General features: G+C 49.8%; 14 protein-coding genes and 1 rRNA gene. 12 read left to right on the top strand and 3 right to left on the bottom strand.

All coding sequences use genetic code 11. The annotated features are described in order from the left end of the window. A partial coding sequence (locus tag ACRCZA_RS04280) for a hypothetical protein (RefSeq protein WP_438673235.1) occupies positions 1–1,480 on the bottom strand: 1,480 nt, incomplete at its 3' end. Positions 1,481–1,652: 172 nt separating this feature from the next. Next, on the bottom strand, positions 1,653–2,735 hold the full coding sequence (locus ACRCZA_RS04275) for a glycosyltransferase family protein (protein ID WP_438673234.1): 1,083 nt from the start codon (positions 2,733–2,735) through the stop codon (positions 1,653–1,655). Between the two features lie 497 nt (positions 2,736–3,232). Here ACRCZA_RS04275 and rraA point away from each other — a divergent pair, with 497 nt between their 5' ends. The 12 genes from rraA (at position 3,233) to hemB (ending at position 14,121) form a co-directional block, all read left to right on the top strand. After that, the gene (rraA, locus tag ACRCZA_RS04270) at positions 3,233–3,718 is read left to right on the top strand and encodes a ribonuclease E activity regulator RraA (RefSeq protein WP_438673233.1); all 486 of its coding nucleotides are present in this window, start codon (positions 3,233–3,235) and stop codon (positions 3,716–3,718) included. Between the two features lie 131 nt (positions 3,719–3,849). Further along, the gene (locus ACRCZA_RS04265) at positions 3,850–4,932 is read left to right on the top strand and encodes a formimidoylglutamase (protein WP_438673236.1); all 1,083 of its coding nucleotides are present in this window, start codon (positions 3,850–3,852) and stop codon (positions 4,930–4,932) included. Between the two features lie 251 nt (positions 4,933–5,183). Then, a complete protein-coding gene (gene ubiE, locus ACRCZA_RS04260) occupies positions 5,184–5,939 on the top strand; it encodes a bifunctional demethylmenaquinone methyltransferase/2-methoxy-6-polyprenyl-1,4-benzoquinol methylase UbiE (RefSeq protein WP_438673232.1) in 756 nt (251 codons plus the stop codon). Next, entirely contained in the window at positions 5,939–6,559 is a 621-nt protein-coding gene (locus ACRCZA_RS04255) for a ubiquinone biosynthesis accessory factor UbiJ (protein WP_438673231.1), read from the top strand. Before ubiE ends, ACRCZA_RS04255 begins: the two co-directional genes overlap by 1 nt. After that, entirely contained in the window at positions 6,556–8,205 is a 1,650-nt protein-coding gene (gene ubiB, locus ACRCZA_RS04250) for a ubiquinone biosynthesis regulatory protein kinase UbiB (protein ID WP_438673230.1), read from the top strand. The genes ACRCZA_RS04255 and ubiB overlap by 4 nt, the downstream gene beginning before the upstream one ends. A gap of 59 nt (positions 8,206–8,264) precedes the next feature. Then, positions 8,265–8,522, top strand: coding sequence for a Sec-independent protein translocase subunit TatA (gene tatA, locus ACRCZA_RS04245; protein WP_438673229.1), 258 nt, complete (start codon positions 8,265–8,267; stop codon positions 8,520–8,522). 5 nt (positions 8,523–8,527) lie between these two features. Next, positions 8,528–9,004: a Sec-independent protein translocase protein TatB gene (gene tatB, locus ACRCZA_RS04240; RefSeq protein ID WP_438673228.1), complete on the top strand. Its 477-nt coding sequence runs from the start codon at positions 8,528–8,530 to the stop codon at positions 9,002–9,004. 3 nt (positions 9,005–9,007) lie between these two features. Beyond that, positions 9,008–9,754 carry a twin-arginine translocase subunit TatC gene (tatC, locus tag ACRCZA_RS04235; RefSeq protein WP_438673227.1) on the top strand — a complete coding sequence of 249 codons (747 nt, stop codon included), beginning with the start codon at positions 9,008–9,010 and terminating at the stop codon, positions 9,752–9,754. Between the two features lie 102 nt (positions 9,755–9,856). Continuing rightward, positions 9,857–10,408 (top strand): hypothetical protein, encoded by a 552-nt coding sequence (locus ACRCZA_RS04230; RefSeq protein ID WP_438673226.1) that lies wholly within the window; start codon positions 9,857–9,859, stop codon positions 10,406–10,408. Continuing rightward, a complete protein-coding gene (locus ACRCZA_RS04225) occupies positions 10,408–11,211 on the top strand; it encodes a TatD family hydrolase (protein ID WP_438673225.1) in 804 nt (267 codons plus the stop codon). Before ACRCZA_RS04230 ends, ACRCZA_RS04225 begins: the two co-directional genes overlap by 1 nt. Further along, entirely contained in the window at positions 11,204–13,084 is a 1,881-nt protein-coding gene (locus tag ACRCZA_RS04220; RefSeq protein WP_438673224.1) for a sensor domain-containing diguanylate cyclase, read from the top strand. The genes ACRCZA_RS04225 and ACRCZA_RS04220 overlap by 8 nt, the downstream gene beginning before the upstream one ends. 26 nt (positions 13,085–13,110) lie before the next feature. Then, complete coding sequence (gene hemB, locus ACRCZA_RS04215; RefSeq protein WP_438673223.1) at positions 13,111–14,121, top strand: porphobilinogen synthase; 1,011 nt, start codon at positions 13,111–13,113, stop codon at positions 14,119–14,121. Positions 14,122–14,419: 298 nt separating this feature from the next. Here hemB and rrf read toward each other — a convergent pair. Beyond that, a 5S ribosomal RNA gene (gene rrf / locus ACRCZA_RS04210) occupies positions 14,420–14,506 on the bottom strand; the annotation flags it as partial.

Raw genomic sequence — 14,506 nt, 5'->3', positions numbered from 1 at the left:
GTTTAGGTGGTTGACTCGCACCTGCGGCATCAAGCACTGCGGTGGCCTGTGGAGACTCGCTTGGCGCGCCGTCTATTTGAGCCCCCGGATTGATTACCACGCCCTCGGCTGCCGCACTTTTTGCGACTCCGCTTTCTGCTACTGAGCTTTCCGCTACTGAGCTTTCAACTACTGAGCCATCAGCAACCGCGCCATCGACAATCGAGCTATCCGCAGCAGCGCGAGCCGCCGCACTGTCTGTTACCCCGCTGCCTGCCCCTGCACCGTCTGTCACCGAGCTGTCAGCCGCCTGACTCTCGAAGGAAGACGAGTCAACCCCAGAGCTCTCGACCGCATGTTTAGGCAACTCATTACGATATAAGTCAATCATCCCCATCACCTCGGACAACGCCTTAGCATGGTCAGCCGTCAGGATCCCGTTGTGACCGGAGACAATTTCATCGGACACGGCTAAGACCCACACCGCCTGCATATTGGCATCGGGGCAAGTCTGTACGGTGCGACGCGCCTGCAAACGGGCGCGGATTTTCCAGCCAGATTGGGGCAACGTCATCATGCAACCGGGAATTTGGTCATGATTCATGAGCGCCGAGGACACTTTGATAGGGGTGTCACAATTGCCGCCAGAACACTTATCGATATCATGGGTAATCGCCCAAGAATTACCCACGGCCCGCTCCCCCTCTTTAATGTAATTAAAGGCTTCTTTTACCGCAAAATCCCCCTTGGACTGCAACACCACCATGCTGGGTTTTTGTCTATCTAAGCTCACCAAGGTATCCAATGGCTGATACTCAGTGGCCGGAACCGCGGGGTTGAGCAACAAGAATAAATTGGGATTATCCTGCCCTTGCTCAATCGCCGTTTTGATCCGATCCTTGCTGGCATGCAGCACCACGGCACCGCCTAAGCTATGGCCAATCACGGTATAACGCAGGAGTTTTTGCGTGGAGACTAAGGTATCGAGTTGGTCTAACAACTGAGATAACCCTTCCTGCCCTATGCGTTTGGCGACGCGTTTGCGCTGTAAAATAGTTGGGAAATCAATTGGCTCAATCCAACTTGTCGCATCATCCGAGCCATCGAGCCAGAAGGGATCGTACTTATCGCCACGCCAACCGATATATAGCCCTAACAAGTTACGTTGAGGATCGGAGGCCGCCATTTGCTGGTAAAACTGCTCAAAGGCGATAAAGTTTTCATCCTGAGGATGGGCACTATGGTGCCAGCCATGAACAAAAATCAATAATTCAGCGGCTTGGGTCGATGCCGCCTGCAGAATGCGCGCCTCGAGCGCTTGCCATTGCCGCACATCATGGGGCTGGCCTTGATCATTAAACTCAATCACATGAAAGGGTTGGCTGGCCGAGTGTTCATCCGGCTGGTGATAAGCCTGATCGGGAATAAAAGGAAGTAAAACACCAAGGGATAACAATATCACAAACAGTAATTTGTACTGGGTAAACGTCTTGAGGCTCATGGGTTACGACATTATTCATGGCCAAGTGCGGCCAACAGAGAGGGCTGACAGTCACTTAGTGCAAACCACCTAGAGCAACAGCCACTGACAGCAAAAGTGGCCAAATTATACGCGAAGGCCAGCCCCCCAGCTAGTGCCCAACAAGGTTTTCCTCGCTGCCAGCATCACTGGCTCAGCGCCAGCTCTCTGGCAAGCTCACCTGCTGCCACAACTGTGCACACAACAGCTGACTGCGCTGCCAATCGCCAGCCTGTATCCAATCAGCCAAGGCCGTTGCCACGCTCGGATACGCAATCGGCCGCGGCGCGGCCGCCCTCAACCAGCGCTTTAACACCGCCTCATCAAGATGGGCCATACTCTCGGCGGCGGCCATCAGCGCGAGTGCGGCGGCATTCGACTGCTGCTCAAACTGCCCTCGCACGGGTTTGACTAATAATTTTTTTCCTAAGGTCAGCGCTTCGCTCGCCAACTCAAACCCGCCATGGCTAATCACCCCGCCGCAGCAGGCTAAGTGCTGTTTAAACCCGTCATGGTTCAAGCTGTGCCAGTTTATGTGCGCGGCAATCGGGCGCACAGGCTGTACGGGGTGGTACACTAAAAACTGATAATCCTTGAAGGCGGTAAGAAATCGTGCGATTTCATCGGCATCCTCTGAGGGTAAATACACTAAGATTTGGTGAGGATATTCACAGGAACAGGCTGCGACGTCCACCAGCGGTGGCAACAAGGCGCAGCCAAAATGATGCCAATGACAGCCGAGCGCGATATCGACAGGGGCAAAATAATGGAGCCGCAATTCATTCCACCAATGCCCCCCCTGTTTGGGCACGGGATGCATCCAGGCCGCCTGATGACTAATACCAATAGAAGGAACACCTTGGCGCTTGGCTGCCCACGCCGAAATAGGCTCAAAATCGTTGAGCACCAGATCATAGCCACTTAACTCTAAGGCATGAATATCCCGCAACCGCCCCAACATACCGCCACGCACCACAGTTGTCCCATTTAACAAAGTTGCCCCATTTAACAAAGTCGTCCCACTTGAGTTTGCCCCGCCCCCAAATAGGGGACTTAACGATGGGTTAGCACACAGGTGGTCGTCCCCAAAGGCGGCCATATCCACCCAATACTCAGGCGCCCCCCTTGACAAGAAAAAGTCGACATGAAGGTCTTGCCGGCTAAGCGCCTTGGCCATAAGGCGTGCGCGGCGGATATGACTGTGACCTGAAGCTTGAACGCCATAGAGAATTCGCATGAAGAGCCCTTTATCTGCTAGTACGCTATCTTGGCGTGGAGCACTGTCACCACAAACTGCCATGGTCCAACATACTTTTTGTTTTGAAGCTGTAAGTGATGTAATGCCTCGGGTTTAATGCCTACGATTTATCGCCATAACACAACCAAGGTCCATCGGAGCCTAAAAAGCGACGATGACGCCACGGTGACAGCTTGCCTAACGTTTTATGACAAAGGCTTTATGCTAAGGGGGTTATGACGACAGTTTTACGACCACCGCGCCTGATAAACTGGCCCCACACTGCCGTGCAGCGGCGCTGACCATCGCCCCAGTTATCGCCCCTAGCGCAACGCAACGGCACAAAACTTGACCTTTAACGAAAAATTAACTACGGCCCATTACGGCCTCAACCACAACAATACCGTGATTGATAACACTTTTCTTTTCACAGATCCCTTTTATACTGGCGTAAACTCGCTAAACTGTACGCAACGCGGATCAATAGGAGTGTAACTATGGAATACAACACCTCAGAACTATGTGACATGTACTTAGATGTCGTTGATGTAGTCGAGCCCATGTTCAGTAACTACGGTGGTTGTAGCTCTTTTGGCGGTTCAATCAGTACGATTAAGTGCTTTGAAGACAACGGCCTCATCACCGAAGTACTACAAGAGGACGGCCAAGGCAAAGTCTTACTCGTTGATGGTGGTGGCTCATTGCGCCGCGCGCTCATCGATGCTGCGATTGCAGAACTGGCGGTCAGCAACAATTGGGAAGGTATTATCGTTTATGGCTCGGTGCGCGACGTCGATGCTTTAGAAGAATTAGATATCGGTATTCAGGCGTTAGCCTCGATTCCGGTCGGTGCTGATGGTAACTCCGTCGGTGAGGTCGAAATCCCTGTCAACTTTGGCGGCGTGACCTTTTTACCTGGCGATCATATCTACGCCGACAATACCGGTATTATCCTATCACCAGAACCCCTCGATATTGAGTGATCTGCACTTAGGTGACCATCAAGCCAGCTTCGCTGGCTTTTTTTATGGCGTTTTTAAGCAAAGAAAACTTGTGGATCATCGTCTTAGGCTGCGCCACAATAGGCTAACTCTCGCGAATGATGACCACCCCCATGCCTGAATATATGCCTTTTACCCACGCCGAGATGGCGGCCCTCGTCAGCCCCAGAGCTGGCGAAACCAAACTCGGCCAATGCGTGCATTTGGCCCACCCTGAGCATTCATTGGAAACCACCCTCGCCACCGCTAAAGCCCATGGTGCGCAATTTGCCATTATCGGCGTGGGTGAGGATATCGGCCCGCGGGCCAATTTAGGGCGGGCGGGCGCCACCAATGCCTTTCGCGCAGCGATGAGTCAATGGCTCAATCTGCAATCGAATCGTTTTCTGTGCGGCACCGAATGTTTAGTGCTAGGGGAAATCCACACCGCCGACCTACTCCCCATCTCCACCGGTGGCGAGACGCCCTCGCTAGAGCAGTTGCGCGAAGCGGTAGCCCAGTTAGATACCCGCGTCATCACTATGGTCAGCGCGATCTTGGCCGCAGGATTAGAGCCCATTCTTATCGGTGGTGGCCATAATAATGCCTTTGGTTTATTAACGGCCAGTGCCGCCCACTATCAGCGCCCTGTGGCGGCAGTCAATCTGGATCCCCATTCGGATTTTCGTCTCCTCGAAGGTCGCCACAGCGGCAATGGTTTTAGCTATGCCGCCGCTAATGCCGCCTTAGGGTTTTACCATGTGCTGGGGTTGCATGAACTCAAAAATAGTGAGGCCAATTTAGCTCAACTCAGCGCCTTTGGTGGCACTTGGCATAGCCTACAACAAATCTGGGTACGCCGAGAAATCAGCCTGAGCCAAGCCTTAGAGGAGATAGCCACCAAACTCAATGCGACCAAACTGCCCGTCGCTTTAGAGTTAGATGTCGATGCTATCACCAAGATGCCCAGCAGCGCCGCAACCACTGCTGGCGTGCCATTGCTCGATGCCGCCCACTATGTCAGCTATATCGCCCGCCATTGTCCCTGCGCTTATTTACACTTAGCCGAAGCGGCGCCAAGTTGCCACGAGGCCGGCCTAGAGGCGGGATTTAAGGACGTTGGCCAAAGCTTAAGCGAACTGATTTACGCCTATGTGCAGGCACGTTTGCAATTTTTGGCTAAGCCTGTCAACTCAAGCTTAACAACTCAGTACTAAGCTATTCACCAAACCGGGATATTGTGGTCTAATGCCAGTCCATTTTAGCGGGTTGGCGCAGCAACTGCGGCGCTATGCTGAGGGCTTAATGCCTGCTGGGTGGCGGCATGGCCACTCAACCAAGAGGTTATCTAAGCGCTGAACGCTGAGTTTACTAACTCGATCACAGAGTGATAGATCAAAGATTCAGCAAATGCAGCCAATGGCTTACACTCGCAACCCATACATTGCAAAACAATAGGAACACATTGATGTCTGAGGGTGAATCTAAACGTACCCACTTTGGTTACAAAACCGTAGAGGCCGATAAAAAAGCCGAACTCGTTGCTGGCGTGTTTCATTCCGTGGCCGCAAAGTATGACATTATGAATGACGTCATGTCCTTCGGCATTCACCGTTTCTGGAAGCGCTATACCATTGAAGTATCAGGCGCGCGCCCAGGCATGAAAGTGCTCGATTTAGCCGGCGGCACCGGTGACTTAACCGCCAAATTCTCGCACCTGGTGGGCGATAAAGGTGAAGTCGTCCTCGCCGACATTAACGATTCTATGTTAAAAGTCGGCCGCACTAAACTGCGCGACAAAGGCATAGTCAACAATGTCAGCTACGTTCAAGCTAACGCCGAGGCACTGCCGTTTCCCGATAATCATTTTGACATTATTACCATCGCCTTTGGCCTGCGTAATGTGACCGATAAAGATGCTGCGCTGCGCTCGATGAATCGCGTCCTTAAGCCCGGCGGCAAATTGCTGGTGTTAGAGTTTTCTAAGCCACAGCATGAGCTTATGCGTAAAGTCTATGATTTATATAGCTTCAAAGTGCTGCCAAAAATGGGCGAACTCATCACCAAAGATGCTGATAGCTACGAGTATCTAGCCGAATCCATTCGCATGCACCCCGATCAAGACACCTTAAAGCAAATGATGGTTGATGCCGGCTTTGAGCAAGTCGACTACACCAACATGACCGACGGAATCGTAGCCTTGCACCGTGGTTATAAGTTCTAATGTTGCCGCAGGAACTCGTGCTACTGACTTGCGCAGCAATAGAAACGGGCCTGAAGCAACTTCAGGCTCAGGCCAGGGATACCCATTCCCAGCTGCGCCCCTTGCATGGCAAGGTATTTTGTATCCAGCTTTCTCAACTCAGCTGGCCGATTTACTTAATCTTTGCCAGAGAAATCCAAGTGCTCAGCCGTTACGAGGGCGCTGTGGATGTCAGCCTACATGCGGATGCGACCACACTGTATCGCGTGTCCGAAGGCGCCAACCTGACCGAATTAATTAAGCAAGATAAGCTCAAGCTTGATGGCGATTTGAATTTATTACAAAGCTTTAGCCAGTATCTTCGCAGTATAGAGTTTGATATTGCCGAGCCGATTTCACGTTATATAGGCGATGGCCCGACGCACAAACTCATCAGCACAGGCCGTCAGGCAAAAGGCTTTGCCCTTGATGTGTTGCGAAAAACCCGCTCCCATCTCGGTCAACTTGCGATGGAAGAATACCGCCTAGCGCCCCATCGACTTGAACTCATTCATTTTTGCGATCAACTGGATGATTTAGTCAGCGACACTCACACCCTCGAACAACGGATAGCCAAATTAAGAGAGCAAATTAAGCCATGACATTTGCCAGTATCCGCCGCGGTTACCAAATCATCAAAACCCTACTGCAATATGGGTTAGATGAAGTGTTACCGCCAAAGATGACACCTTGGTACTTTAAACTTGCCCGTAACTGCCTATTTTGGATCCGCAATCAACACCCACAAAAACCCGCAGGTCAGCGTTTAAAACTGGCGATGCAAGAGCTTGGTCCGATTTATATCAAACTTGGGCAAATGCTCTCGACCCGACGAGATTTACTCAGTGATGAATGGGCTCATGAACTGGCCATGCTGCAGGATAAGGTCCCGCCCTTTGACAGTGCGTTGGCGCGCCTGGCGATAGAAGCGGAGCTTAACGCTCCCATTGAATCTCTGTTTGACGATTTTGATGACACGCCCTTAGCCTCGGCGTCAATTTCCCAAGTCCACACGGCCACCCTCAAAACAAACGGCAAAGCCGTGGTATTAAAAGTGCTGCGCCCCAATGTCGAAGCCCAGATCCAGGCCGATCTCCAGTTGATGACACAAACGGCGAATCTCATTGACTATCTGCTCGGGGAAGGTAATCGCCTACGCCCCGCCGAAGTGATTGAAGATTATCGCGTGACCATTCTTGGCGAGCTCAATCTCAAACTTGAAGCCTTAAATACCGTTAAACTGCGCAATAACTTTTTAGATTCCGACGCGCTATACGTGCCCTATGTGTATGAAGAATTATGCTATCCACGCCTCATGGTGATGGAGCGCATTTACGGCATTCCCGTCTCTGACATTGCCGCCCTAAAGGCCCAAGGCACTAACTTTAAACTGTTAGCAGAGCGCGGGGTCGAATTATTTTTTACCCAAGTGTTTCGCGATAATTTTTTTCATGCCGATATGCACCCCGGGAATATTTTTATCTCCGAGGAGCACCCTGAAAACCCTTACTACATCGGCTTAGATTGCGGCATCATGGGCAGTTTAAGCGACATCGATAAACGCTATTTAGCGGAAAACTTTTTAGCCTTCTTTAATCGTGATTATCACCGTATTGCCCAGTTGTACATTGAATCGGGTTGGGTCTCGGAAAAAACCGACCTACAAGCCTTTGAGCAAGCGGTGAAGCTGGTGTGTGAACCGATGTTCAACAAACCCCTGGATGAAATCTCCTTTGGTCATGTGCTATTAGAACTGTTCCGTACCGCTCGTCACTTCGATATTGTGGTGCAACCACAGTTAGTTTTATTAGAAAAAACGTTACTTTATATTGAAGGTTTAGGGCGACAGCTATATCCTCAGCTCGATCTTTGGCAGACCGCAAAACCCTTTTTAGAACAGTGGATGGCCGAGCAGGTTGGGCCTAAGGCCATGCTCAAAAAGGCCGCCACAAAATTGCCATATTGGTCTGATAAGCTTCCAGAATTCCCTGAACTGATTTACGACAACCTTAAATTAGGCAGGAAATTGCTGAGCTCTCAGCAACAGATGCTAGACCGCTATCTTAAATACCAGCAGCAGGCGCATAAGAGTAATTACTTGCTCATCACTTCTGCTATTTTATTGATCTGCGGCACATTATTGTTTAACCAAGACGCTACACTGTGGACCCCATACGTGTGCCTGATTTCAGGCGCGCTGTTGTGGTTTATCGGATGGCGATCTAGACCAAAGAATCGTAAATTTTAGCTAGCACTAATTAATCAGAGGTTCATAATAGAACCAATATCAATTAAGAGGATACCTCCATGGGTGGCATTAGTATTTGGCAACTTCTTATCATTGCGTTAATCGTTGTTTTATTGTTTGGTACCAAGAAGTTACGTTCTTTAGGTGGTGATTTAGGTGGCGCGGTCAAAGGCTTCAAAAATGCCATGTCTTCTGAAGAAGATAAAAAGGCATTAGAAGACGCTGACGCGGCTAAACCCGTGCAAACTGCACAGACCGCACAAACAACCCAACAGGCGACGGAAAAAAAACCAGAGTCTAACAAAGAACAGGCGTAACTCATATGTTTGACGGTATCGGCTTTATGGAGCTGCTGCTGATCGGTGTTTTGGGGCTAGTGGTACTTGGCCCCGAACGTTTACCGGTGGCGGTGCGTTCGATTTCAGGTTGGATCCGCGCGATGAAACGCATGGCCAACTCGGTCAAAGAAGAGCTTGAGCAAGAGCTGAAGATCGAGCAATTGCATGCCGATCTCAAAAAAGCAGAAGGCCAAGGCTTGTCTAACTTATCCCCTGAATTGCAAGAGTCTATTGAGCAATTGAAAAAGGCGGCGCAATCAGTCAATCGCCCTTATCAAGTGCCAGATCCCGCACCACAAGGAACTCCTGCTCAGGAAAATCAAATCCACAGTCCAGTTCAATCCAGCCAGACTCGTCCGACGGCCGCAGTAGAAGCCAGTCCGTCTGCGCCGGCGTCTCCGGCAAATAGCGAACCCTCTCAGGGCGCGGATAATCGCTCCAACTCGAAAGCCAACGGATAATTCATGTCGCAACAGCAGCCACTTATCAGCCATTTGCTTGAACTTAGGTCCAAGCTGCTTAAATCGATTGCCAGTGTGTTAATTGTATTTATTTGCAGCGTTTATTGGGCAAATGATATTTACCATTACATGGCAATTCCATTAATGCAGTCGCTACCTACTGGTGGCAGCATGATTGCGACGGATGTTGCCGCGCCTTTCTTTGCTCCCTTTAAATTAACCTTGGTATTGTCGTTTTTCATTGCTGTACCCTATGTGTTATACCAGATCTGGTCGTTCGTGGCCCCTGGCTTATATAAACACGAAAAACGCTTAGTCATGCCGCTATTGTTTAGCAGTACCATACTGTTTTACTTAGGCATTGCCTTTGCCTATTACGTGGTATTCCCCGTCGTATTCGGCTTTTTTGCCAACACCGCGCCCGAAGGCGTACAAGTTGCGACCGATATCAGCAGTTACCTTAATTTCATCCTAAAGCTCTTCTTTGCTTTCGGTTTGTCCTTTGAAATCCCAATCGCCGTCGTCCTGCTCTGCTGGGCTGGGGTCACCACTCCTGCGGATCTCAAAAAGCAACGCCCTTACATTATTGTCGGTGCCTTTGTGGTTGGCATGCTGTTAACGCCACCCGATGTGATCTCGCAAACGATGCTCGCAGTGCCAATGCTACTACTATTTGAGGCCGGGTTATTTGCCGCAAGCTTTTACAGCAAACCCGATGATGATACTGACGAAGAAGAGCCAACCCAGTAAGGTAGAAGATTAACTGCCGTCAGCAAGCCGCTCAACAGCGCACAATCTGTCGCAAATAGAGGCTGCTGGCGTCAGAGGAATATAATAATAAGGACTATTTGCATGCGCTTAACTCTTTTGGTTGCGGTCACCCTGCTCACTTCAGCTCAGGCCAACGCGAGTCTCGAGCAGCAACTGCGCCAGTGCGCTAACCTCACGGACTCATCAGCGCGGCTCGGCTGCTACGATCAACTCCAGGCAAGCCTCCAACAGGCCGCAACGCTTAAACATGCTCAATCAGCCGCAATCCCTGAGCCAGCGCAAATGGCTCAAGCACACGTTCAGCCCCCTCAAGCTCAACTAAGCTCTCGCACGCAAGCCGACACTCAACAGGCAAACCCAACTCAAGCCGAAGACCGCTTTGGGATGGAAGCCAAGCGCCCCGAAGGCTCAACTCTTGATACCATTCATCTTGAGGTGAGTTCAATCCATAAAGATACCTACGGCGCCCTCAAAATAACCTTTACCAATGGCCAAGTGTGGAAGCAAACCGAGGGGCGCAACTATCCCCTCAAACAAGGGGAGCGAGTCTATATCCAAAAAGCGGCCTTAGGCTCCTTTTTAATGGGAACAGAGCAACGCAACGCCAAGGTCCGGGTCAAGCGCCTAAAATAATGCCCTCTTATATAGATATCGCTGTCAATTTACTGGGCAGCGCACTCGAATCTGATATCCCCCAAATCGTCCAAGCTGCGGCCGAGCAGGGAGTGTCGCCATTGATTGTGATTGGCAGTGATTTAGCCGAAAGTGCTGCCGCCATTGAGCTGTGTCAGCACTATCCGACACAATTATATTGTACCGCAGGCGTCCACCCGCACCATGCCAGTGACTGGAACAGCGCGTCGCTGCCGCAACAAGCCAAACTCTGCGCGGCACCACAAGTCGTGGCCGTGGGTGAATGCGGCCTAGACTATAACCGTGACTTTTCACCGCGCAGCGCCCAACGCACCGCCTTTGCCGCTCAACTTGAATTAGCCGCGCAACTGCAAAAACCGGTGCTAATGCACGAGCGTGATGCCCATGAAGATTTTATCGCAATACTGCGGGAATATCGGCCACACCTCTGTGGCGCACTGCTGCATTGTTTTACGGGCTCATTAGCGCAGATGCACGCCTACATAGAGCTTGATCTTCATTTAGGTATCACTGGCTGGGTTTGCGATGAAAGGCGGGGCCAAGAATTGGCGCAGATTGTGCCTTTTATTCCAAAGCAGCGGTTACTCATAGAAACCGACAGCCCTTATTTGCTCCCAAGAAGCATGCGGCCCAAGCCTAAATCCAGCAAAAATAAGCCGCAATACCTGCCCTACATTGCCCAATATATTGCTAATTTACGCAATGAGGATGCAGAGGAGTTTGCCAACTGCTGCTACCTCAATAGTTTGGCATTTTTTAATTTGAGCCCTAACCATGGCTAGAGGCATAAGTATTTTTCAGTGTTTATGCATACTATGGTTTACTTTACTCTTCGCCTCTAATCATGCTGTCGCGACCAACCTCAGCATTGGCGAAGATAGCGCCACCCCCGTCAACCTTACGCCTTGGCTATTTGCCACTCACCCAGCTCAGAACCACCAATTTAAAGATATTCAACAATTAAGCCCACAACAGTGGCACTCATTTACCAACAAGGATACTCGCCACCTCAACGCCCATAATTTTTGGATCAGGTTTACTGTAACAAGCAGCGATAGTGACGGCAGCCTTGCGCGCATTTTAGCGATAGATAACCCCTTGCTAGACAAGATCACCCTCTACCATGTAATGGAGCAGCAATTAGTCAACACTGTCTATATGGGAGACAGTCTCGCCTTTTCAAAGAGGCCATTTCTCAATAATATTTTTCTCTATCCATTTAAAATCAATGCACAAGAACAACATACTTTCTATCTACACATCGAAACAGAAGGCAGTGCAACGTTCGCACTAAATCTCTGGTCTGCCAATGATTTAGTGCAGATAACCGATTCTAATGCCGTTGTGTCTGGATTTCAGCTAGGGGTATTAGCGGCAATTGGTTTGGTGAGTTTATTTATTGCAGGCGCATCTGGCTCATTCAGCTATCGCTATTATTCGGGATACGTCATCAGCATCACTTTGCTGGTCGCAACGCTAAACGGCTATGCATTTCGCTATATTTGGCCAAACTGGCCAATCTTGCAGCAGATCATGGTGCCCATTCTATTGCCCATTGTCATGGTTTTTGCGCTGATGTTTAGCGAGAAAATCCTCCAACTAAAACACTATAGCCGCCCAATTCTACTCCTGTGCCGCTATGGGGCTGTTTACATTCTCGTTATTGGTTTATTAACGCCATTTGTCCGTTACAGCACAGTGCTTTATATCGAGATCATCTCAGTGGTGATCCTCAGTGTAATTCTGATGGTACTAGCCATGATTCAAGCCATCAAAGGCCATAGACTGGCGCGGCTCTACTCCCTTGGCTGGGGAACAATGTTGCTAGGAGCGTGCACCAGCAGCCTGTTATACCTAAATATAATCGAGTTAACGATCAAGCCTCAAACCCCGATCATGTTAGGCTTAACCTTTGAAATCATCCTAATGTCACTGGTCCTGGCCATCCGCTACAACGACGAGCGCAAAACGAAACTGAGGATCCAGCAAGAGGCTTTAGCGCAAGCACAAAAAATCCAGAGCGCCCGCGAAGAAACCCTGCGGCTTGAAGCGCAAGCTAATGAAAAATTAGAAAGAATGGTACAAGAACGTACCCTAGAGCTCGAAATTACCCTAAGAGAATTAAACGAAGTCAACCAAAAGCTGACCGAACAAAGCACTATCGATAGCCTTACAGGGGTTAAAAACCGGAGCGCCTTCGACAAGCGCCTGCTTGCAGAAAGCCGCATCAGTCGCCGCCAAGAAACACCGCTCGCCTTATTAATGCTGGATATTGATCGATTTAAATCCATTAACGACCAGTTTGGCCATCTGGCTGGTGATCAGGCATTAATCAAGATTGCCCATACATTACAACAACATTTAAAACGACCAACCGATCTAGTATCACGTTTTGGTGGAGAAGAGTTTGCTATTATCCTGCCGAACACCCCGGCAGAAGGTGCACTTCAAGTCGCGCAAAGCATTCGAAATGCAGTGTTAGCTAACGGTCTTGAATGGGAGGGCAAACCCATTCCTTTAACCGTCAGTATCGGAGTCAGCGCCGCGATAATTAACAATGAGCAGCACAGCAGCGAATTACTCGAACAAGCTGATAAAGCGCTCTATCAGGCCAAAAACAATGGCCGTAATCAAGTCAAATTATATGCCCTATAACAGCAGAATCTAATTAGGAGTCAAATGTGAACATAATTACCAGTGCCTTTCCACAGCGTAGAATGCGCCGCATGCGTAAACATGATTTTAGCAGACGCTTGATGGCTGAAAATCATTTAACAGTCAACGACTTAATCTATCCAATGTTCATACTGGAAGGCACTAATCGCACCGAACAAATCGCTTCTATGCCGGGCATTGAGCGCTATTCCATTGATTTGCTGCTCAAAGAAGCAGAAGAACTGGTTGAGTTAGGGATCCCAGTGATTGCCCTGTTCCCAGTCACGCCTGCTGAGAAAAAAACCTTAATGGCAGAAGAGGCTTACAATGCCAACGCCCTAGTACAACGTGCCGTGCGTGAACTGAAAAAAGCCTTCCCACAGCTGGGTATCATGACTGATGTCGCCCTCGATCCCTTCACCACCCATGGCCAAGATGGCATTATCGATGAAACTGGCTACATTCTTAACGACATCACCACCGAAATCTTAGTCAAACAAGCCCTATCCCATGCCGAAGCTGGTGCCGATATCGTCGCACCCTCCGATATGATGGATGGACGCATTGGCGCCATCCGCCAAGCCTTAGAGGCCGCCGGCCATGTGAATACCCAAATCATGGCCTACTCTGCCAAGTACTCTTCAAGCTACTATGGCCCATTTCGCGATGCGGTAGGCTCTGCTGGCAATCTTAAAGGCGGAAATAAACACAGTTACCAAATGGATCCCGCCAACAGTGATGAAGCACTACACGAAGTTGCCCTCGACATCCAAGAAGGCGCCGATATGGTAATGGTCAAGCCAGGCATGCCCTATTTAGATATAGTACATCGCGTCAAAACAGAGCTCGCCGTGCCCACCTTTGCTTACCAAGTCAGTGGCGAATACGCCATGCACATGGCCGCGATCCAAAACGGCTGGCTGGCAGAAAAGGCCATCGTGATGGAGTCATTATTATGCTTTAAGCGCGCGGGCGCGGATGGCATCCTAACCTACTTCGCTAAACGTGCCGCACAGTGGTTAAAAGAAACGAAATAGCCAACACCATTCGGCCAATTGACAGACAAGAGCAGCCATAAGAGCTGCTCTTTTTTTGGCAAAAATGATACTCAGCAAACACTCACAATTCCATACATATCAACAATCTAGGCGCATATCTAGCAAGCCTACAGATCTACAGTTCTACAGACGAAATGGATGATAAAAGCCAAGAGGAGCTCTGATGTCAAAAGGAGTAAAAACAGATACAACAGAGAGTAGCGTGCAGATGCAAAATGGAGTCATGCGCAGATGCAAAAAAGCCCTAGCGTTAACTAGGGCTTCATTGGTATTAGGCGCTTGGCGATGCCCTACTCTCACATGGGGAGACCCCACACTACCATCGGCGCAATTGCGTTTCACTTCTGAGTTCGGGATGGAGTCA

Source organism: Shewanella sp. (assembly GCF_051658185.1).
In the GTDB taxonomy this organism is placed as follows: Bacteria; Pseudomonadota; Gammaproteobacteria; order Enterobacterales; family Shewanellaceae; genus Shewanella.
This window is presented reverse-complemented; position numbering and strand designations above follow the sequence as displayed.